Raw genomic sequence first — 21,582 nt, forward strand, 5'->3', positions numbered from 1 at the left:
AATGGCTAAATTTTCAGATATTAAAGGCTTTGCCTTTGATTTGGATGGCGTTATTGCTGATACAGCACGTTTTCATGGCGAAGCTTGGCGTCAGACTGCTGATGAGGTAGGCACAACTTGGACACCGGAACTGGCAGAAGGGTTGAAAGGTATCAGCCGCATGGCGTCGTTACAGATGATTTTAGATGCTGGTGGCCATGCTGAGGATTTTTCTCAAGCCGCTAAAGAGGCATTGGCAGAAAAGAAAAACCATAACTACCAACAACTAATTTCGACATTGACTGAAGCTGATATTTTACCGGGAATGAAAGCATTTATTGAATCTATTAAAGCAGTTGGGTACACAATGTCTGTGGCTTCGGCTTCTAAAAATGCACCAATGATCTTAGATCATTTGGGTCTAACGAATTATTTTGTCGGCATTGTTGACCCAGCAACTTTAAAGCATGGCAAGCCGAATCCTGAAATTTTTGTTCGCGCAGCTGACCTGCTTAACTTAAATCCAGCCCATGTTATTGGTTTAGAAGATTCTGCTGCTGGCATTACTTCAATTAATGGTGCAGGTGAAACATCATTGGCAATTGGGCAAGCTGATGTGTTATCGGATGCAGACTTGAACTTTGCTTCGACTGCAGAAATTACGCTAGTTAATATTGAAGCTAAAATGACATAAATAATCAATAAAAAAACGCCGGTTAAACCGGCGTTTTTTGCTGTTTTAAGCGATTGTTGTAACTGTTCCACCTGGAATGAAGGTGATATCTGTAAAGATAACGCTATGTGATGACAATGAGTTATTAGCGAGGTTACTGATCGCTAATTCGCCCATTTTGGTGAAATTTTGTTGAGCGGCTGTTAAAACAGGCCGTGTTAATTGTGTTAATTCTGTCCCATCAACGGTTACAATAGATAAATCATTAGGTACAGAAATACCAGCATCTCGGGCACCATTAAGTAAACCAATACTGATGATATCAGCTGATCCAATGACTGCAGTAAATGGCAACGGTAAGCCAAATTTTTTAATGGCCTCTATGCCAGTTTGATAAGTCATTTCAACGCCCCAAATAAAATCGGGATTGTACGTGATATCGTGAGATGCCAAAGCATCAATATATCCTTGACGTCTTAAAATTGCAACAATAGGATCAGCATCAGAAGAGCCTATTAAAGCTATTTGACGATGACCATGATCATATAAATAATCGACAATGGTGTGCATCATAGCATAATTATCAGACGAAATTGAGGGAATATCATTATTAAGCTGGTTAGAGACACTCAAAAGTGTAACATTTGCACTTTTTAAAATGTCAAACACAGCGTCTTCAATATCAAGTGCTAGCATAACAACTGCTAATAATTGCCGTGACAAAAGTGATTTGACAGTTTCTGTTTGTTGTTGACTGTTAGTTTCAACAAAAGCAATTAATAACTCATAACCCAGTTCGTAAGCTTTGTGTTGCATGCCTTTTATAATTTCATCAGCGAAGTTTGTGTGAGTGATGGGCACTAAAACACCAATCACGCGACTTGCTTTTTGTGATAGGTCTGCAGCTGATTGATTTTTGAAGTAACCTAATTCATTAGCTAATTCTCTTACTCGCTGTGCCGTGTCCTCACTAAAACGCCCACGATTGGTCAAAATGCGTGAGACGGATGCTGTTGATATGCCAGCTTTATGTGCAATGTCTTTAATTGTAATAGTCATAAGTTATATTATAACCTAAAATTGGTTGACAAATAAAATGAAAGCGGTTACAATAATAATTGCGTAAACGTTTACTCAAAATATTTAACAAAAGAATGATGAGGAAAAATAATGGTCAAAAACAATTGGTGGCAAAAGACAGTTGTCTACCAAATTTATCCACGCAGTTTTCAGGACAGCAATGGCGACGGCATTGGTGATATTCCCGGTATCATTCAACGATTACCGTATTTAAAAGAACTGGGTGTTCAAGTGATTTGGCTTAGTCCAATTTACCAATCACCAAATGATGATAATGGTTACGACATTAGTGACTATCGTAAGGTCTTACCAGAATTTGGCACGATGGCTGATATGCAAGAGATGATTTCGGTTGCTCATCAGCTAAATTTAAAAATTATGATGGATTTAGTTGTCAATCATACGTCTGATGAACATGAATGGTTTCAACAAAGTCAATCATCAATAAATAATCCATACCGTGATTACTATATTTGGCGGGATCCAGTGGCTGGTCATGAACCAAATAATTGGCTGTCTGACTTTGGTGGATCGGCTTGGGAATTTGATGTTAAAACGCAACAATACTACTTACACCTCTTCTCAAAAAAACAACCTGACCTGAATTGGGAAAATCCAAAGCTGAGGCAAGAAATTTACGATACGATGTCTTGGTGGTTAAGGCAAGGAATTGATGGGTTTAGAATGGACGTCATTAATTTAATTTCTAAACAAAATGGGTTACCAAACGATCCAGATGTTAATGCTAACAGTCATGGTTCATCGATGACATTTGTGGCTAATGGACCAAATGTCCATCAATATCTGCAGGAAATGAATTTAAAGGTATTATCACAACATGATATTATTACAGTCGGCGAGACACCCGGAGTGACAACCGCAGATGCGATGCGATATGCTGGTTTCAATTCTAACGAGTTACAAATGATTTTTCAATTTGAACATACTGAAATAGATAATAGTCGAGAAGGGCTTGGTAAATGGAGTGATGAGCGCTTTAAGTTAGTTGATTTGAAAAAAATTCTGTCTAAGTGGCAAAATGATTTAGAAGGAAAAGCTTGGAATAGCCTGTATTGGAACAATCATGATCGTCCTCGTGTTGTGTCTCGGTTTGGCAATGATTCCCAACAGTATCGTGTCTTGTCTGCTAAAATGTTGGCGACAACGTTACATTTTATGCAAGGCACGCCTTACATTTATCAGGGTGAGGAAATTGGGATGACTAATGTCAATTGGCCATCAATCTCTCAGTATCGAGATATTGATACGCTGAATGCCTTTGACGATTTAGTTAATCGACAAAAGCGGGTTATGCCAGAAAAAATGATGACGTATGTGCATCATTCATCCAGAGATAACGCTCGGACGCCCATGCAATGGGATAATACAAAAAACGCTGGGTTTACAAATGGTAAACCATGGTTAGGTGTGAACGACAACTACGCAACAATAAATGTTGCCCAATCGCTGACCAATCAAAAATCTATCTTTTATTTCTACAAAAAATTAATTGCTCTTAGGCAACAAATGCCAATTATCACCAATGGGCACTATCAGATATTGGATATCGATGATGAGTCAGTATACACCTATAAGCGCATTACCAAAGATTCAGAGTTGCTAATCATCAGTAATTTTACAGATCAAGTTCAAACACGGCATTATCCATTAAATGTTGGCGCGAACCTACTGCTTAGTAATTACGAAGACGACCAAGGTGATGAGCTACGACCTTATGAATCAAAAGTTTATTTTTCAGGCATTTAATTCTCGTAAATGTAAGCGGTTACTTAAATTGCAATCACTAATTAAAATCACTTCAAAGGAGCGTGAATATGTTAAATAGTAAGACGCAAACAAAGGGGCAGTTACCAAGGCTCACAAGTATGCAATTGTTTTTAATGACGTTTGGTTATGCTGGCGTACAAGTTGCCTTTTCAGTTCAGACTGGTAATATGGGCCGAATATTTCAAACATTAGGAACAGATCCTACACAATTGGGTTTTTTCTTCATTTTACCGCCACTAGCTGGCATGATAACACAACCCTTAATTGGTCTGTTTTCAGATAAAACATGGATTCCAAAGTTAGGACGGCGGATACCATATTTGATTGGTGGTTGCTTAGTATCGATTATTGTTTTATTACTATTACCAAATACCGGTTCGTTTGGGTTTGGATATGGTTCCATGACAGCTTTATGGTTTGGTGCAGTCACTGTATTATTTATGGATTTGTCTGCCAATGTTTCCATGCAGCCATTTAAAATGATCATTCCAGATATGGTTAGTGAGAAGCAAACAGATAAAGCGTGGACACTACAGAATATGTGGGGCAGTTTAGGTGGTGTGATTGCCTTTATATTTCCATTTGTGTTAACAGTTTTCGGTATTTCTAATACAGCGGCGCGAGGTGTCGTACCTGATTCGGTCAAAATATCATTTTATGTTGCAGCAGTTATATTGTTGTTGTCTACTATATTTACAGTTATCAATGTAAAAGAATATGATCCAGAAACACTGGCTTATTACCATGGCATCACAGTTAATGACGAAAAGCGTGACTCATTTGTCGATATCTTAAAAAATGCACCTAAGGTGTTTTGGACACTAGGTATCGTTGAATTCTTTGTTTGGTTTGGTATTCCATATATGTGGACTTACTCTACTGGTGCTTTATCAGAGAACATTTGGCGTGTGTCAGACCCTGCGTCTGCTGGATATCAAGCAGCTGGAAATTGGTTTGGTATATTACAGGCAGTCTATTAGGTTGTGGCAATAATAGTTGGTATTTTTTTTCAACATCTCAATAAAAAAACACGTAAATGGGCATTTTTCTTCAGTTTAATTGCTGGTGGAATTGGCTTTATGGTTGTTGCATATGGACATACACATCTGTCATCAATATTGGGATTCACATTAATAGGTATCGGCTGGATTGCTATTATTTCTATACCATTTACGATATTGACTAATGCTTTAAACGGTAAACATGATGGCATTTATCTCGGATTATTTAATTGCTTCATATGCATTCCCCAAATCGTAGCTTCCATTGCAAGTTTTGCTATTTTTCCACTTGTTGGACATTCAATGGCACATATGTTAGCTATTGCTGGTGTGGCGTTAATAATTGGTGGTTGCTTAATTTGGATAGTTAAAGAAGATGATTCACAAACAGACAGAATAAAAAAAGGAATATAACTCATGACAAAGAATATTAAATGGTGGCAAAAAGCGGTGGTGTATCAAGTTTATCCGCGTTCATTTCAAGATGCTAACGGTGATGGCATTGGGGATTTACAAGGCATTGAGCAAAGATTAGATTATATTGAAAAATTAGGCGCAGATGTTATCTGGTTGAATCCAGTTTACGCTTCTCCTGATCAAGATAATGGCTATGATATTTCTGATTATGAAGACATCAACGCTAAGTTTGGCGACATGGCTGATTTTGACCGCTTATTGAAAAAAGCACATGATAAAAATATTAAAATATTAATGGATTTGGTTGTTAATCATACGTCCGATCAACATCAATGGTTTATTGAAAGTCGCTCTTCAAAAGATAACGATAAACGTGATTTTTATATTTGGCGAGATTCAGTTAATGGCCATGAACCAAACAATTGGGGTTCATTCTTCTCGGGTCCAGCATGGAAATTCGATGAAGCAACTGGCCAATATTATTTACATTTATTTGCTGAAGGGCAACCTGATTTGAACTGGGTTAATCCTAAAGTGCGTCAATCGGTCTTTGATATGATGAATTTCTGGGTGGATAAAGGAATTGATGGTTTTCGAATGGATGTCATTTCTTTAATTTCGAAACCTGATGGTTTGCCAGATGGCGTAGTCCCTGAGGATGGTGAATATGGTAACTCAGATCAGGCTGTTGCTAACGGCCCACACGTTCACGAATATCTTAAAGAAATGCGTCAAAAAGTTCTAAACAGAGCTGATATGATGACAGTTGGTGAAGCATCTGGTGTTGATATCGATAATGCCATTAAATACGCTGACAAAGATACGTCTGAATTGAACATGGTTTTCCAATTTGAACATATGGGATTAGATAATAATCCTAATCCAGCGCTTGGAAAATGGTACGATAAAAAAGTAAGCTTGATTGATTTAAAACAAAATTTGTCAAAATGGCAAAATAAACTAGCTGATAAGGCATGGAATTCACTTTATTGGGACAATCACGATCAAGCACGTGCTGTGAGCCGATATGGTGATGATCGACCAGAATACCGTGTTGTTTCAGCTAAAATGGCCGCAACATTACTTCACTTCATGCAGGGAACGCCTTATATTTATCAAGGTGAAGAAATTGGTATGACCAATGCTTATAATTTAAAACGCTCAGATTTTGATGATATCGAAATTAAAAATGCCTTTAAGTATTTGATTGATAAAGATCACTTAATAGACGAAAAAACGATGTTGCGTTATGTTCATGCAAAAGGCAGAGATAATGCAAGGACACCGATGCAGTGGGATGACAGTCAAAACGCTGGCTTTACTACAGGTGAACCTTGGCTTAAGTTAAATGATAATTTTCAAACAATTAATGTGCAGGCTGCATTAGCTGATCCAAATTCAATTTTCTATTATTATCAAAAACTTATTCGTTTGCGTCATGAGTTAACTATTATGACAACGGGGACATATCAGCTCTTAGACCCAAATGACGATCAAGTCTATGCTTATCGACGTGTGGATGATGATGAGCAACTACTTGTTATTAACAATTTTACTGACCAAACGTTAACACGTGATTATCACGTAGCTAAGAATGCTGAAGTGTTAATTAGTAACTATGGCGATGATCAAGGCAATACTTTACGTCCTTACGAATCAAAAGTTTATCGGTTTTGAAATGCCTGCTTGAAATTGGCTAATTAACTTGACTTTGCATGACTTTAAAGATATGATTAGACCATATATTAAAGCCGATGAATTGGAAAAATCATAGTTTGGATAAACAGAAATTTTGCGGACGATGTGAGCAAAACGACAACATGATTTGTGACACCTTGGAGGTCACTGTTGTTTAAGACAGTGCGTGGGAGCGCGATAAGCTTTCAAAGTGGTGTTGAAAAACATCAATATCTAAGGTGGTACCGCGCAAAAGCGCCCTTAACGAGTAATCGTTGAGGGCGCTTTTTCAGGTTAGATATTAAAATTTTAAAGGAGAATATGTTGCTACTTTAGTACAAAGTATTGTAGCGACAGTTAAATAAAAATGGCAAAACCAACATTTCAACGACCAAAGGGAACGGCTGACCTATTGCCGGACAAAACATCACAGTGGCAACATGTCGAAAGTATCGCGCGTCTATTATTTGGTGATTATAATTTTAAAGAAATACGAACACCATTATTTGAAAATTTTGATGTTTTTTCACGATCAGCAGGAGACACATCCGATGTGGTGACCAAAGAAATGTACGACTTTCATGATAAAGGAGATCGCCATATTTCATTACGACCTGAAGGCACAGCAGGCGTTGTACGAGCATATGTTGAAAATAAATTATATGGCCCAGAATTTGATAAGCCTTACAAAGCTTATTATATGGGACCGATGTTTCGTTACGAACGACCACAAGCTGGACGTTTTCGTCAATTTCATCAAATTGGTGTAGAAGCATTTGGATCAAAATCACCCGCGTTAGATGTTGAAATTATTGCAATGGCTGTCGATTTATTTCAAACATTAGGGCTTAAAAATTTAAAAGTAGCCATTAATACATTGGGTGATCAAGCATCACGAGCAGCTTATCGTCAGGCTTTAATTGATTATTTAAAACCACATGTTGATGAACTATCTACTGATTCACAAAATCGACTAGAACAAAACCCACTACGTGTTTTGGACTCAAAAGATCCTCGCGATAAAGTGTTTGTTGCTGACGCGCCTTCAATATTAGACTTTTTATCAGACGAAGCCGCTGAGCATTTTGAGCAAGTGCAAGCCATGTTGCGTGCATTAAATATTAATTATGAGATTGATGCAACAATGGTTCGTGGTTTGGATTACTACAATGATACAATATTTGAAATTATGACGCTTGATGATAGCTTGAAAGGTGCTGCTACAATTGCTGGTGGGGGTCGCTATTCGGGATTAGTAGCAGAATTTGGTGGACCAGAAACACCTGGTGTTGGATTTGGTATAGGGATGGAACGCTTAGTAGGCTTACTTAATGCGCAAAATGTTGCACCACTAATTGATGATAAGTTAGATTTTTATGTGGTTAACATTGGGGATGGTACTGCTGTTGTTGCCATGCAAATTGTGCAAGCAATTCGATCATTTGGCTATGCTGCAGATCGTGACTACCTTGGTCGTTCTGCTAAAGCACAGTTTAAAAGCGCTGACCGTAGCGATAGTAAATACGTTATAACTATTGGTGACCAGGAGTTGGTTGATCAAACTGCTAATATTAAAAACATGTCAACTGGTCAACAACAGACTGTCAAACTAGCAGATTTGTATACGAATTTACCAACAATCATTGCTTCAGAAGGAGATAAATAATGAAACGAACAGCATATGCAGGACTAATAGATGAAAAATATCTTGGACAAACAGTTACTTTGTCAGGATGGGTACAAAAACGCCGTGATTTTGGAGATCTTATCTTTGTTGATTTACGTGATCGTGAAGGTATCGTGCAATTGACTTTTAATGCAACTAATCAGAGCGCATTATCAGTGGCAGAAGAGATGCGCAGTGAATATGTCATATCAATTACTGGTCTAGTTGTTAATCGAAATGACAATCAAGTTAATGATAAGATTCAGTCGGGAAAAATTGAAATTAATGTCACGAAGGCAAAAATCTTAGCCACCTCAAAAACACCACCATTTTATATTGAAAACGATGTCAATGCAAACGAAGAATTGAAATTAAAATATCGTTACTTAGATTTGCGCCGTCCAGAAATGCAACAAAATTTACGCATTCGTTCAAAAATCATGTCAAGTGCCATGCACTTTATGGACCAAAATGATTTTATCAACATTGAGACACCAATTTTAGCTAAATCAACACCTGAAGGTGCACGAGACTATCTTGTGCCCTCAAGAATATTTCCTGGCTCATTCTATGCTTTACCACAATCACCACAGTTGTTTAAACAGCTTTTAATGGGTGCTGGATTTGATCGTTATTTTCAAATTGCACGTGCTTTTCGTGATGAAGATTTAAGAGGTGATCGTCAACCAGAATTCACACAAATGGATGTTGAAACATCATTTATGTCAGCGGACGAAATTCGGACTTTAGTTAACGCATGGGTTAAAACGATGATGCATGATGTTGTGAATTTTGATCTGGATACAACACAAATCCCAACATTGACTTGGAAGGAATCTATGGATAGATTTGGGACTGATAAGCCGGATCTACGCATTGCTTATGAATTAACAGATCTATCATCACTTGTTAAAACATCAGATTTTGGCGTCTTTGCCAATGCTATTAAAGCAGGTGGCGTTGTCAAAACTATAGCTGTCCCAGGTGGAGCCGACAAATATTCACGCAAAGATATTGATAAATTAGCACAATACATTGAACGTTTTGGAGCTAAAGGCTTAGCTTGGTTAAAGGTGACTGACAAGGGACTTAAGGGCCCAATTGCAAAGTTTTTCTCAGAGGGAGATGATTTAATTCACGCAGCTGGCGCCAAAGTTGGTGATTTACTATTGTTTGGTGCAGGTCGGACGGATGTTGTTGCGGCAACATTAGATTATTTACGACGTCAAACCGCCAAGGATTTAGGATTAGTTAATCAAGAAAATCCATGGGCCTTTGCTTGGATTGTTGATTGGCCATTATTCGAGTATTCTGAAGATTTTGATCGTTGGATTGCAGCACACCACCCATTCACTATGCCAAACGAAGAAGATCTTCATTATTTAGATGAAGGTGAAGACCCACATAAAGCACATGCACAAAGTTACGACTTGGTTTTGAATGGTTATGAGCTAGGATCTGGTTCAATTCGTATTAACAGTATGGATATCCAAGAGAAAATGCTAAAGGCGCTTGGATTTACACCTGAAGCAGCCCATGAAGCTTTTGGTTTCTTACTAGAAGGTATGGCGTTTGGTTTTCCACCAATGGGAGGCATTGCCCTTGGATTGGATCGGTTGGCCATGTTACTAGCAGGACAAGAAAATATTCGCGAAGTCATTGCTTTCCCTAAAAATTCACGTGCTACAGAACCCATGACTCAAGCACCTACGCGTGTTGACGATAAGCAATTAAATGATCTTGGTTTGTCTGCGACAGAAATTTAATCAGTAAAATGTAAAAATGTTATAATAGTAGAATAAGTGTTTTATAAATTATAATTATTATGTTTTTATAGTCAATAGATTAAACGATTTAAAATACATTATTTAAAGGAAATGTGCGAGTAAGTACAAAAATCATGCAAAAATTTTTCCATAATTTTATGAAACATCGTTATACAGGCCGCATTGGAGGAGCTATATTTTATGCTGTAATTGTTGCTGTTGCAATGAACTATTTTTGGCGACCAGGGCACATTTATTCGTCTGGTTTTACAGGATTTGCGCAATTGGTTTCAACATCGACCGGTGGGAAGATTCCTGTTGCATTAGCATTAGCTTTGGTTAATTTACCCATGTTAATTATTGCTTGGTGGCAATTATCATGGCGATTTGCAACTTTTACAACGTTAGCAGTGTTATTGAGCGCAGCGTTAATGCCACTATTTGATACGACACGTGTATTAACATCAGATCCGTTAATTAATGCATTGTTTGGTGGTGCTTTAAACGGCATGGCAGTTGGGACGGCACTAAGATATGGTGTTGGTACTGGGGGCCTTGACGTTATTGGACTTTTAGTTAAAAAAAGATTTGGTCTTAAAATGGGACCAGTCAACTTAGGATTCAACGCTTTAATTATGATTGGTGCCGGCCTAACTTATGGTTGGAAATATGCGCTTTACTCTATTGTTGGCGTTATTGTGAGTTCTCGAATGATTGATGCATTCTTTACAAGACAGCAGCAGATGCAGGTTATGATTATCACGACGAAACCTGAGGAAATGGTGCAGGGCATTTATGACAATATGCGGCGTGGTGTGACGATTATCAACGATGCACAGGGTGGTTATACTGGTGAAAAGCGTGCAGTACTGTTAACTGTCATTACACAACAAGAACGTTTTGAATTACGAGAAGCCATTAAATCTGTTGACGAGCATGCTTTCTCATCAACTTGGAAAATTGAGCATACGGTTGGACGGTTCTATGAGCCAGAGTTATAAAAATAATTAAGATGGTCATAAAACAAGTTTAAAAATCATAGTCACTTTAACAGTTAAATATATTGAAAAATAGTATATAGGTGGTGTGATAAATGCATTTAAGATCAGATGAGGTGCAGCAAGAAATCTATAACCTGATTTTGAATCCTGCCACAAGACAATGGGAACGTGACTTGCTATTACAGGCAAAGGATGAGCAGTCTGGCGTGCGATTTAATGACCGCCTTGATGTACTAAATAATGGTCTGAAACCTTTAGCTACAAGAAATAATTTAACACCAGATGTGATGGATTTTTATTTAAAAATAAATGGACAACCACAAACAGATTCACAAGATAAAGTGGCATTGCATGCGGCACCAAATCCGCCTTATCAAGAACGCGCAATCTTTGCTGGTGGCTGCTTTTGGTGTATGGTTGAACCATTTGATAGGCTTCCTGGTATCATTTCTGTTATTTCTGGCTATACTGGTGGTAATTGGCGTCAACCAACATATGATCAGGTTGTTGGGCAATATACTGGACATGTTGAAGCGGTTGAAATATTGTTTGATAGACGATTGATATCATACCAACAGTTAGTAGATATTTATTGGCAATTGATTGATCCAACCGATGATTTAGGTCAAATTGATGATCGTGGTGATAATTATCGACCCATTATTTTTGTAAATGATGCGCAACAACGTCAAATTGCTGAACAATCAAAACAAACAGTTATTGCAGCGCATCGTTATACACGACCGATTGTTGTAGCAATCGAGAATGCCACAACATTTTGGCTTGCTGAAAATTTTCATCAAGATTTTTATAAAAAAAATAAAGGTCGTTATCGCAAAATAAAGCAGTCACGGCGATTGTATTTTCTTTTACAACGGCTAACTATTAATATACATCGATTGTTTAAAAAATAAAGCGTATGTTCAGATTATTTTGATATGGCTGAAGCACTAAAAAACATTATATGTTACAATAGATTTTGTACTAGGGGCGCCGAAAATGGCTGAGAAGAACTCTTTGAACCTGAACCAGATTATACTGGCGTAGGAAAGTGCGACACTAATTATTTTTTTAGGTGGCATTTTTCTTTAGTATGAGAAAAATGTTTTTTTATTGTCTAAAAAATGATGTCAAGAACTAAATAATAATCACTAGGGGTGTCATAATGACTGAGATGATATTTATCTGTCCCTTTGAACCTGATCTAGTTGATGCTAGCGTAGGAAAGTGAACACAACTGTTAATGGGTCCGATTAATCAGACGAAAAACGGCAAAAGTGTCTCCTTATTACTATGTATAAGGGACATTTTTTTCATTTAATGAAGGGATAAATAAGAACATGTAATAAGAAAATGAATTTGTACAGCATGAGAACGATTAGATAATCAGGGAGCAACTAAAATGAATTTACAAATTAAAAAAATGACCATTGTGACAATCATGATTGCACTAGATGTGGTGCTATCACCAGTTTTTAGAATAGAGGGCATGGCACCAATGTCAAGTGTTATGAATATTATTGCAGGTGTATTATTAGGACCATTGTATGCTGTAATTATGGCGATAATTACTGGTATTATTAGAATGGTTGTATTAGGAATACTACCATTGGCATTAACAGGGGCAGTTTTAGGTGCTCTTGGCTCAGCAATTTTTTATAAATATGGGCACAATATGTATTGGGCAATGTTTGGTGAGATTCTAGGGACAGGTGTAGTTGGGTCGTTACTATCATACCCAGTTATGGTATGGTATACTGGCTCTCAGCAAGGCATGTATTGGTTTATTTATACGCCACGTTTTATTGGTGCAACTTTGATTGGCTCAGTCATTGCTTATTTTATTTTAGTGAGGTTAACAAAGATTTATGCTTTTAACCATGCACAAGATATGTTTTTAAGGTGAGAATATGATAACTAATATGAAAGAAATAGCACAATTAATGCCGTTTAAATGTGTACCATTAATTCATTGTATTACTAATGACATTACCTTAGAGACTCTCGCAAACACAGTTTTATATTTAGGTGGGAAACCTATCATGAGTAGTGACACGCGTGAATTCCATTATTTGTTTCAAACAACGAATGCAGTATTGTTGAACATGGGGAGATTGACTTTATCTCACGAAAAAAGTTTAAGAGTAGCAGGCAATCTATCTGTAGCGACAAATAAGCCAATTGTTGTTGATTTAGTTGGTTATGGGATCACGATGCAACGCCAACAATTAGGGTTGTCCTTGGTTGCCAATCAACCAACAATTGTTAAGGGGAATATTTCTGAAATGAGGCGATTTGTTGGTTTATCAACATCTGCGCGTGGTGTAGATAGTGACATTGCAGATCAAGATGAAAACGCTTTGAATACACTGATAGTGGCTCTGAAAAAACTAACTAATGCATATCCAAATACAGTATTTGTCGCTACAGGGGCTCAGGATATTATTGTTGACAGGTATCAATGTATCATATTAAGAAACGGCGTGCCGCAGCTCGATAATTTTGTTGGTACTGGTGACATAGTTGGTGCGATGATGGCTACGCTTCTCGGAGCAGGCGTAAAAGCATGGGAAGCTAGTTTATTTGCTGTTAGTTATCTGAATATTGCAGCTGAAATTGCAGCTGAGAAAACAATTGGCATGGAAGATTTTCGAAGAGAAACGCTTAATCAAATCAGTTTATTAAAAAACGATGTTAATTGGTCGACTGCTATTCGCTATTTTGATAAGGTTTGAAATTGTAAAAATAAAATGCTTTACACGATCGAAACTAGTATCGTGCAAAGCATTTTTATATTAAAAAAACTACTAAATTATGAAAAAAGATCTCTGTTGATGATCTAGACATGAGTTGATAGACGGGTTACGATAGGAATATGGAAAAAAATTTGAATAAAACAAGTGTGATGTGGTTTCGTAGAGATTTAAGAATAAATGATAATGTGGCATTATCAGAGGCGATAAAGCATAGTGAACAGGTCATTCTGGTTTTTATTTTAGACCCAGCGCAAATAATTGAAAAAAGTACAGTTAATCAAAGTGCGTTTTTTGCTAGTGTTCAAAAATTGAAAGATAATTTGACAGATAACAATAGTTATTTGCATGTTTTACAAGGTGATCCTATAACCATTTTTGATAAAATTAAAAAGCTATGCCCTAAATGGCAAAACCTTTATTTTAATTTTGACGAACGTGGTTATGGTAAACAACGAGATGACATAGTCAAAAAATATTGTCGAGAAGTATTAGGGGTTAACCCTCATTCATTTGGAGATTACAATCTACATGAGGCCACTGAAATCAAAAAAGATAATGGTGATTATTATAAAATGTTTACACCATATTTTAAAAAATGGGTTGAATTAACTAAAAAGCCACCTATTAAAATTAAAATAAACGATGTTCGTCAAAAAAATATCAGTTTGCCACTTGCAAATTTCGATAATAAGTTGAATCAACTGATTGATAAAAAACATGATTATGCATATATCGATCAAGTTGGTGAAGTGTCAGCCAATAAAACATTAAAAGAATTTATTCAAACTAAAATAGTTAACTATGAAAAAAATCGCGATATGCCCATGTTGAATGGCACGAGCCATTTATCACGATATTTAAGAACCGGTGAAATTTCTATTAGAACAATTTTTGAAGCTGTAAAACAAGCGCCTGATAGTGATGATCGTACGACATTTATAAAAGAACTTTGCTGGCGAGATTATTATAATATGATTTATACAATGTATCCTGACCAAAAAACGCATGCTTTACGACCTGAGTTTCAAAATATTATTTGGGAAAATAATAAATTAAATTTTGAAAAATGGCAAAAAGGCCAAACTGGATTTCCAATCATTGATGCAGCCATGAGACAGCTGAATCAAACCGGATGGATGCATAACCGTTTGCGTATGATTGTGGCATCTTTTTTAACAAAAGATTTATTAATTGATTGGCGATGGGGTGAAGCATATTTTCGAGACATGTTAGTTGACTATGATCCAGCCAGTAACATTGGGGGATGGCAATGGGCAGCATCTACAGGAACAGATAGTGTACCTTATTTTAGAGTATTTAATCCAACGTTACAATCAAAAAAATTTGATCCAGAGGGATATTTTATTAAACAATTTGTCCCTGAATTAGCAAACATAAAGGGTGAAAAAATTCATGAGCCAAATTTGCTAACATCAGCTGAACAGAAACAATATAATATTGAGTTGTCAGGGACTTACCCCTTGCCAATTGTTAATCATAAAATGGCTAGAACGCGAGCGATAGCTGTTTTTAAAGAAAGTAAGCATATTTTCAACAATGTTTAGTAAATTAAAGTATAAACGAATTTTATCAAGCGATAAATACAGGTTAATTACAAAGTGATAAAAAATAAATAGTTATTTAAAACAAATATGTTGAGATTGTTGTACTTAGTATGGTAAGTTTAGTGTTGAAACAAGTCTTTTGTGTGCTATTAATAATTTGAAGAAAGTGGTAATTTTATGAAGGAAAATCATCCAAAAAATAAAAATGAAGTTAATTCAGACGAAGAAGTCTTTGAATCATTTTTTTCAGATGTATTAAAACAAATGCCAATGAAAACATCAAAAATAATTCAACATACTTTTGATCAATCGAAGACTACAGCTGAAAAAATATTGTTTAATAGTCGACATCAAGTTGAACGAAGTTTTTCAGAATTTCTAGTTGGTGTAGACGATCAAACGAAAATAAAATGTCATCAAATTATTCATGCAGCAGCACTTAGTGCAGCAATTGTAGGTTGCTCACCAATACCATTTTCGGATGCATTTTTACTCGTCCCTATACAGCTCACAATGATGTCTAGATTACATAAATTGTTTGGTCAATCATGGTCGGCAAGCGTTGGGAAAAGCTTGTCTAAAGAGCTGGTAGTAGTCGGTTTAGGCAGAAGCGCTGTCGGTAATATTATTAAATTTATTCCGGCTGTTGGGACTGTTACAGGTGCTGCAATAAATGCATCTGTGGCTGTATCTATCACCGAGGCCTTGGGATGGACAACCGTGAAAATGTTAAATGATGGTGAAGATTTATTTGAACAAGCCATGTCTTTTAGAGGCCAATTTAATATTTTGTTTAAGGCATTGAATAAGTCAAAAAAATAAATAATTAACAGCATTGCTTTGTTAATGTATCCAAAGCTCCTAAAAAGCGCATCATTATTTTTATATGATAAACGTAATAATTAATAAATATAGTTGTCTATTTAACGGTTTAATTTTATATTAGACTGTTTTTTTTAATGTTTAAAATTAAAAATGAAATATATTTCTATATAAATATGGACATATGTTCATTTTAATGTTATAACTATCTTTGATGTAAGCGTTATCATTTTAAGCTTTGGTATTGAAAGGAAAAAATAATGGAACAGAATAAATCACATCGTTTTGAGTTTGTAAAATTTCGTGGTAGGGAACTAGACAATGGGTACGTGAATAAAACACCAATTGTTCAGTTTGTCCTTGTATCATTGCTGTTTCCTATGTGGGGCGCAGCTGCTAGTTTAAATGATATTTTAATTACGCAATTTAAAACAATATTTAATTTGAGTAATTTTGCATCTGCGTATGTTCAAAGTGCCTTTTTTTTTAGGATATTTTATTATGGCCATACCTGCTTCATATTTAATTAAAAGGACGTCGTATAAATTTACAATCATTGTTGGTCTTGGATTATACTTGATTGGTAGCGCATTGTTTTTCCCCGCATCAGCATCAGCGACATATGGTTTTTTTCTCATTGCTTTATTTGTTCTGGCAACAGGACTAAGTTTAATTGAAACTTCTGCAGATACGTACTCCGCATTACTAGGACCTGAACGCGGGCGAACCTTGAGATTGAATATCTCACAAACATTTTTACCAATTGGTTCTATTGCAGGCATTTTGTTGGGAAAGTATCTAATTTTCACGAATGGAAATAATCTAGAAACACAGCTTAAAGGTTTAAGCGGCACTGTTAAAATAGCTTTTGGAGAAAACGCACTGAGAAAAACGTTACTACCGTATCGTTACATGATAATGGTACTTATGATAATGATTATAATTTTCTTAATTGTTCAATTTCCTAAAAGCAAACCGAAGCAATCTAATATTGCTGCGCATGAAAATCTTTGGGAAACAATTACTAATTTATTAAAAAACAAAGATTTTTGTTATGGCTTATTTACTGAATTTATGTATGTTGGCTTGCAAGTGTCTGTGTGGTCGTTTACTATACGGTTAGCTTTAACATTAAATACTCACCTGAACGAACGCAATGCTTCTAACTTTGTCATCTATAGCTATATTGCCTTTTTCTTAGGACGAGTGATTGCTGACTATTTGATGCGAAAAATTCCCCATTTGAAAGTATTGCTCGGATATTCTATTCTAGGATTTATTGCGATTGCATATATGTTAATTGATAGGAGTTTCAATGGCGTGTATATTGCAATACTCGTTTCTGGTTTAATGGGTCCAGGGTATGCAACAATATATACAGAAACACTTGGGTTTATCAAAAATCCACAACAAACCGAAACGGCAGGAGCTATGATTGTCATGATGGTAATTGGTGGGGCATTTTGGCCTTTGATCCAAGGTTGGTTAGCTGATTTCACTGGATCAATGTCACTGTCTTTCTCTGTTCACTTACTCACTTTTGGCGCTATGATATTGTTTGCTTATCATTATATTAAGCACCCAGTTAATCATAAGTTGAGAGGTGATAAACAATGACAGTATGTATTGAATTACATCACTATTTCTTTTCCGAAAAAGAGTCTGTTTTAGTGAAAAATCATGAATTTACAGTGAGTACGTTTAAATATTCTTCTAATGTTGAGGGATTAAAAATAGTCAATTCAAGAGGATACCTAATAGTGCTTCCTTTTGAAGGCTTAATGATTTGGGATGCAATATTTGATAATTTAAATTTAAAAATGAAAAACACTTTTAAACAACCACGTAATGGAAAAAGTATTGTTGACTCATATGGTTCTTTTCAATTTCATTCAGGATTACTAGCTAATGGGAATCCAAGCTCAGAAGATACACATCAAGCCCATGGCGAATTTCCTTTGTCAATCATGGATAGTTCAAGTTTAGAAATTACTGAAAATAAAATTACTGTTAAAAGCCAAAAAGAGTATATTAAAGGATTTGGGGCGCATTATTTTGCCGAACCAGCAGTTACTATAACTAAAGGAAGCGCATTATTTGATATAGAAATGACAGTAAAAAATTTGTCGAATTTTGACAAAATGCCACTACAATATATGGTACATTTAAATTATAATTTTATAGAACATGCTGAAATTTTTCAAAATATTCCTGATAATGTTTTCAATTTAAGATTGTCTGTCCCTAGTCACATTCATCCAACCGCTGAATGGCTGAACTATACATCTGAATTAAAACAAAATAAAATCCTTGTTAATAAATTAAACGATGTTAAATATTTTTATCCAGAAATAGTTTACTTTGCTGATAGATTAGATAAAATAACTGAGATAGCTAATTTTAATATGACCATGAATGGTCATGTGGTTAAAGTGGCATTCAATACAACGGATTTTCCTTATGTAACAAGATGGTTGATGTATAATTCTGATTTTCAGGTAGCAGCTTTTGCTTTGCCCGCAACCAGTCGTTCCGAAGGATATACACAAGCAAAAAATATGGGTAGTTTAATTTTCTTGAAGCCACACGAAAGTCGTTATTTTAAAGTAACAACAGGATTAGAAAATAAAATGGAGGTTGAATAAGACAATGACTAAATATATTTTAGGGATAGATATTGGTACATCTGGAACGAAAGCAATGCTTTTGACTACTTCGGGAGAAGTAGTGGCACAAAAGAAAGATAGTTATTCTTTTGATACACCTTGTCCAGGATGGGCATTCAGCCAATGCTATAGATTGGCTGAATGCTGTTACTTCATTAATTCGAACACTTTCTTCACATGTAGATGATGCAGATATTGTTGCCATTGGGATAGATGGCCTTTATGGCGGATCAGGAATTCCAGTTGATGCGAATGGTAAAGTACTTGGATCAGCACTAATTTGGATGGATAGGAGAGCAACAAAAGAGACTAATGATGTGAAAAAATTAGTCTCTAATTCTGAATTAATATCAGTAACAGCCAATGGATCAGATCCATATTATGGTTATACTAAATTGATGTGGTTAAAAAATAATAAACCTGAACTTTACGCGAAAACTGATAAATTTTTACCTCCTGAGTCGTATGTAATTTCCGAATTAACTGGTGAAGTGAGTATTAATTATTCTGCTGCAGGTAATCTTGGTGGTGTGTTCGATATTAATAAAAATACATGGTCACCAAATTTAATAAAAAAATTAGGATTAGACATTAATAAATTGCCTGAAAAATTTGTGACAAGTACTGAACCTGCAGGTTATATTTTGAAAAGTTGGGCAGAACGTTTAGGATTAAATACTGGTACACCAGTATTTAATACGGGTGTTGATGTAGGCCCTGCTACTGTAGGGACTGGTATTTTAGAGCCTGGGAAAGTGACTGTTGCTTTAGGAACTTCTATGAATGCTGCTTTGGTTACAAAAACACCTCAAATAAATAAGGATTTGATTATCTGGCCATACGCTTATAAACCTAGAGACTACTATTATAATTTTGCAGGTGCGAATACTGCTGGAGCAATAATAGCTTGGTTTGTGAAAGAATTTTCTGAAGAACTTGATGAAAATAGTGGGCCTGCAGTTCTTGATTCTCAAAGCCAAAATATACCTGTTGGCAGCCACGGTCTACTAGTTCTTCCTTTTTTCATGGGAGAACGTAGTCCTTTATGGGATTCTGATGTGCGTGGAACAATTTTAGGCATTTCTTTGAAAACGACTAAATATGAGTTATATAATGCATTTCAGGAGGCTATTGCCTATTCAGTTCGGCAAAGTGTTGAACAATTTGGAACAGATATCGGTGATACTATTACGCTTGTTGGTGGAGTGAGTTCTTCATCCAAAATGGTTCAAATGATAGCTGACGTGACTGGTAAAATAATATTGACAACAAATTCTGGTGGTGAGGCTAACCTGGGAAGTGCTATTTTGGCAGGAATTGGCATCAAAGCAGTTGATGCTAAAAATGTTTCTAAATGGATTAAAATTGATAAAAAAATTTTTCCTAATCAGCATAAGCATGAATTGTACAATAAGTACTTTATGATGTATAAAAAAGCATATAATAGTACTAGTGGATTTTATCATGATTTTTCTAAAATACAGGCTAACAAATAATATTTTATAATTTAAAAAGGATGTAGAGTTTATTATTAATCGACGAGAACAAATGCTGCGTATAGCGCGTCTATATTATATTGAAGGTCTAGAACAAAATCAAATTGCCAAAAAAGAAGGGATTTCTAGACCTACAGTGTCCAGACTTTTGGCGACTGCGAGAGAAAGCGGATTTGTTTCAATACGTGTCAATGATGACGTGCGTGATTCACAAGTTCTTGCAGAACAGCTTGAAACTATATATTCCCATATTAAATTTAATGTCATATCTACCGCACAAGATGATAATAAAATAAAAAGTGAAAAAGTTGCAATAGCAACAGCCACATATTTACACAAATTGATTAAAAATGGGGACATTATTGGTATAGGAACTGGTAGAGAAATTCATGAAGTTGCCAAACAACTGAATGTTAAGAATGTTAAGGATGTTGAAATATTACCACTAACTGGCATATTTACTAGTCAAGAGTATCGACAATTTGACGCTGAAATTGCCACGCTATTTTCGAAAGCCTATAATACTGCTGCTCAACTATTACCTTTGCCTATTGTTTTTGATGAATTAACAACTAAATTAATAGTAGAAAATGAAAAACAAATTCGTTATTTAGAAAAGTTAGCAAGAGTAGCAAATATTATCGTTTTTACTGTTAATGACCTAAAAAATAGTGCATTATTGCATAATTCAACTTATATATCTGAAAAAGAAAAACAAAATATAGAGTATGAAGCAGTCGGCGAAGTCTTAGCTCATTTTATTGGTAGCAATGGTGAAGCTGTCAGTCAAGATTTGGATAGTAGAACTGTGTCTTTACCCCTAGAAAATATTGGTTATAAAGAAAATTCTATATTAATTATTGACGATGTGTCACAAGTGTCTACTGCTCATATATTATTAAAGTGTAACCTAGTTAGTCAAATGTTTATTGATCAGCAAACTGCTCAAACACTTTTAGAGTTTGAACTTAAAACAAAATTGAAGTCATAAGATTAACTGTAAATTGCCAATATTTTAAGACTTCATCTTTAGGTCGCAGTAGTAGTTAAACAATTTAAACATAAGTGATTTGCTGTTCTTAATCTATACTTAGTCAGTATAGCAGAGCTTGTAGCTTGATTAATAATGATTTTTAACTCATAGTCATAAAAAATCTAAAATAAAATGCGTTTGCGATATGTTATATCGCAAACGCATTTTATTAGTTGCTGTTGTAGATTATTTTTAA

18 protein-coding genes, 1 pseudogene and 2 riboswitches are annotated in these 21,582 nt (G+C 35.6%); of the genes and pseudogenes, 18 read left to right on the plus strand and 1 reads right to left on the minus strand.

Annotated elements, in window-relative coordinates:
- Position 1: 1 nt before the first annotated feature.
- Positions 2-673: a beta-phosphoglucomutase gene (pgmB, locus tag K5Q14_RS03280; protein ID WP_220734405.1), complete on the plus strand. Its 672-nt coding sequence runs from the start codon at positions 2-4 to the stop codon at positions 671-673.
- A gap of 45 nt (positions 674-718) precedes the next feature.
- Here the strand turns inward: pgmB and K5Q14_RS03285 are convergent, their stop codons facing one another.
- Entirely contained in the window at positions 719-1,711 is a 993-nt protein-coding gene (locus tag K5Q14_RS03285) for a LacI family DNA-binding transcriptional regulator (protein WP_220734406.1), read from the minus strand.
- A gap of 111 nt (positions 1,712-1,822) precedes the next feature.
- On the opposite strand from K5Q14_RS03285, the gene K5Q14_RS03290 reads away from it, so the two are divergent.
- The 17 genes and pseudogenes from K5Q14_RS03290 to K5Q14_RS03360 all read left to right on the plus strand — a co-directional run bounded on the left by K5Q14_RS03290 (position 1,823) and on the right by K5Q14_RS03360 (position 21,344).
- On the plus strand, positions 1,823-3,499 hold the full coding sequence (locus K5Q14_RS03290; RefSeq protein WP_220734407.1) for a glycoside hydrolase family 13 protein: 1,677 nt from the start codon (positions 1,823-1,825) through the stop codon (positions 3,497-3,499).
- A gap of 68 nt (positions 3,500-3,567) precedes the next feature.
- Positions 3,568-4,935, plus strand: a pseudogene (locus K5Q14_RS03295) (SLC45 family MFS transporter).
- A 3-nt stretch (positions 4,936-4,938) separates the two neighbouring features.
- Positions 4,939-6,615, plus strand: coding sequence for a glycoside hydrolase family 13 protein (locus tag K5Q14_RS03300; RefSeq protein ID WP_220734408.1), 1,677 nt, complete (start codon positions 4,939-4,941; stop codon positions 6,613-6,615).
- Positions 6,616-6,982: 367 nt separating this feature from the next.
- Positions 6,983-8,281, plus strand: a complete 1,299-nt coding sequence (hisS, locus tag K5Q14_RS03305) for a histidine--tRNA ligase (protein ID WP_220734409.1) — start codon at positions 6,983-6,985, stop codon at positions 8,279-8,281.
- Positions 8,281-10,047 carry an aspartate--tRNA ligase gene (gene aspS / locus K5Q14_RS03310; RefSeq protein ID WP_220734410.1) on the plus strand — a complete coding sequence of 589 codons (1,767 nt, stop codon included), beginning with the start codon at positions 8,281-8,283 and terminating at the stop codon, positions 10,045-10,047. The genes hisS and aspS overlap by 1 nt, the downstream gene beginning before the upstream one ends.
- A 134-nt stretch (positions 10,048-10,181) precedes the next feature.
- Entirely contained in the window at positions 10,182-11,048 is an 867-nt protein-coding gene (locus K5Q14_RS03315) for a YitT family protein (protein WP_220734411.1), read from the plus strand.
- Positions 11,049-11,140: 92 nt separating this feature from the next.
- A complete protein-coding gene (msrA, locus tag K5Q14_RS03320) occupies positions 11,141-11,962 on the plus strand; it encodes a peptide-methionine (S)-S-oxide reductase MsrA (protein WP_220734412.1) in 822 nt (273 codons plus the stop codon).
- Positions 11,963-12,024: 62 nt separating this feature from the next.
- Positions 12,025-12,115: riboswitch (TPP riboswitch) on the plus strand.
- Between the two features lie 76 nt (positions 12,116-12,191).
- A riboswitch (TPP riboswitch) is annotated at positions 12,192-12,291 on the plus strand.
- Between the two features lie 159 nt (positions 12,292-12,450).
- Complete coding sequence (gene thiW, locus K5Q14_RS03325) at positions 12,451-12,954, plus strand: energy coupling factor transporter S component ThiW (RefSeq protein ID WP_220734413.1); 504 nt, start codon at positions 12,451-12,453, stop codon at positions 12,952-12,954.
- 4 nt (positions 12,955-12,958) lie between these two features.
- The gene (gene thiM / locus K5Q14_RS03330) at positions 12,959-13,783 is read left to right on the plus strand and encodes a hydroxyethylthiazole kinase (RefSeq protein WP_220734414.1); all 825 of its coding nucleotides are present in this window, start codon (positions 12,959-12,961) and stop codon (positions 13,781-13,783) included.
- A gap of 140 nt (positions 13,784-13,923) precedes the next feature.
- Positions 13,924-15,369, plus strand: coding sequence for a cryptochrome/photolyase family protein (locus tag K5Q14_RS03335; protein ID WP_246587527.1), 1,446 nt, complete (start codon positions 13,924-13,926; stop codon positions 15,367-15,369).
- Between the two features lie 177 nt (positions 15,370-15,546).
- Positions 15,547-16,191 (plus strand): YcjF family protein, encoded by a 645-nt coding sequence (locus tag K5Q14_RS03340; protein WP_220734415.1) that lies wholly within the window; start codon positions 15,547-15,549, stop codon positions 16,189-16,191.
- A 260-nt stretch (positions 16,192-16,451) separates the two neighbouring features.
- Positions 16,452-16,721: a hypothetical protein gene (locus K5Q14_RS09755; RefSeq protein WP_246587529.1), complete on the plus strand. Its 270-nt coding sequence runs from the start codon at positions 16,452-16,454 to the stop codon at positions 16,719-16,721.
- Positions 16,693-17,808 (plus strand): MFS transporter, encoded by a 1,116-nt coding sequence (locus K5Q14_RS03345; RefSeq protein WP_246587531.1) that lies wholly within the window; start codon positions 16,693-16,695, stop codon positions 17,806-17,808. Before K5Q14_RS09755 ends, K5Q14_RS03345 begins: the two co-directional genes overlap by 29 nt.
- Positions 17,805-18,836 carry an aldose epimerase family protein gene (locus tag K5Q14_RS03350; protein ID WP_220734416.1) on the plus strand — a complete coding sequence of 344 codons (1,032 nt, stop codon included), beginning with the start codon at positions 17,805-17,807 and terminating at the stop codon, positions 18,834-18,836. Before K5Q14_RS03345 ends, K5Q14_RS03350 begins: the two co-directional genes overlap by 4 nt.
- Positions 18,837-18,840: 4 nt before the next feature.
- Positions 18,841-19,044 carry an FGGY family carbohydrate kinase gene (locus K5Q14_RS09900; RefSeq protein ID WP_308442843.1) on the plus strand — a complete coding sequence of 68 codons (204 nt, stop codon included), beginning with the start codon at positions 18,841-18,843 and terminating at the stop codon, positions 19,042-19,044.
- Complete coding sequence (locus tag K5Q14_RS09890) at positions 18,947-20,353, plus strand: FGGY family carbohydrate kinase (RefSeq protein ID WP_281419674.1); 1,407 nt, start codon at positions 18,947-18,949, stop codon at positions 20,351-20,353. The genes K5Q14_RS09900 and K5Q14_RS09890 overlap by 98 nt, the downstream gene beginning before the upstream one ends.
- A gap of 52 nt (positions 20,354-20,405) precedes the next feature.
- Entirely contained in the window at positions 20,406-21,344 is a 939-nt protein-coding gene (locus K5Q14_RS03360) for a sugar-binding transcriptional regulator (RefSeq protein ID WP_220734417.1), read from the plus strand.
- The last annotated feature ends 238 nt before the right edge of the window (positions 21,345-21,582 follow it).

The organism is Leuconostoc inhae (assembly GCF_019656015.1).
GTDB classification, from domain to species: domain Bacteria; phylum Bacillota; class Bacilli; order Lactobacillales; family Lactobacillaceae; genus Leuconostoc; species Leuconostoc inhae_A.

Excerpts from the sequence above, each read along its gene's own strand:
- pgmB (WP_220734405.1), top strand. The coding sequence starts at position 2 with ATGGCTAAATTTTCAGATATTAAAGGCTTTGCCTTTGATTTGGATGGC.
- K5Q14_RS03285 (WP_220734406.1), bottom strand. The coding sequence starts at position 1,711 with ATGACTATTACAATTAAAGACATTGCACATAAAGCTGGCATATCAACA.
- K5Q14_RS03290 (WP_220734407.1), top strand. The coding sequence starts at position 1,823 with ATGGTCAAAAACAATTGGTGGCAAAAGACAGTTGTCTACCAAATTTAT.
- K5Q14_RS03300 (WP_220734408.1), top strand. The coding sequence starts at position 4,939 with ATGACAAAGAATATTAAATGGTGGCAAAAAGCGGTGGTGTATCAAGTT.
- hisS (WP_220734409.1), top strand. The coding sequence starts at position 6,983 with ATGGCAAAACCAACATTTCAACGACCAAAGGGAACGGCTGACCTATTG.
- aspS (WP_220734410.1), top strand. The coding sequence starts at position 8,281 with ATGAAACGAACAGCATATGCAGGACTAATAGATGAAAAATATCTTGGA.
- K5Q14_RS03315 (WP_220734411.1), top strand. The coding sequence starts at position 10,182 with ATGCAAAAATTTTTCCATAATTTTATGAAACATCGTTATACAGGCCGC.
- msrA (WP_220734412.1), top strand. The coding sequence starts at position 11,141 with ATGCATTTAAGATCAGATGAGGTGCAGCAAGAAATCTATAACCTGATT.
- thiW (WP_220734413.1), top strand. The coding sequence starts at position 12,451 with ATGAATTTACAAATTAAAAAAATGACCATTGTGACAATCATGATTGCA.
- thiM (WP_220734414.1), top strand. The coding sequence starts at position 12,959 with ATGATAACTAATATGAAAGAAATAGCACAATTAATGCCGTTTAAATGT.
- K5Q14_RS03335 (WP_246587527.1), top strand. The coding sequence starts at position 13,924 with ATGGAAAAAAATTTGAATAAAACAAGTGTGATGTGGTTTCGTAGAGAT.
- K5Q14_RS03340 (WP_220734415.1), top strand. The coding sequence starts at position 15,547 with ATGAAGGAAAATCATCCAAAAAATAAAAATGAAGTTAATTCAGACGAA.
- K5Q14_RS09755 (WP_246587529.1), top strand. The coding sequence starts at position 16,452 with ATGGAACAGAATAAATCACATCGTTTTGAGTTTGTAAAATTTCGTGGT.
- K5Q14_RS03345 (WP_246587531.1), top strand. The coding sequence starts at position 16,693 with ATGGCCATACCTGCTTCATATTTAATTAAAAGGACGTCGTATAAATTT.
- K5Q14_RS03350 (WP_220734416.1), top strand. The coding sequence starts at position 17,805 with ATGACAGTATGTATTGAATTACATCACTATTTCTTTTCCGAAAAAGAG.
- K5Q14_RS09900 (WP_308442843.1), top strand. The coding sequence starts at position 18,841 with ATGACTAAATATATTTTAGGGATAGATATTGGTACATCTGGAACGAAA.
- K5Q14_RS03360 (WP_220734417.1), top strand. The coding sequence starts at position 20,406 with ATGCTGCGTATAGCGCGTCTATATTATATTGAAGGTCTAGAACAAAAT.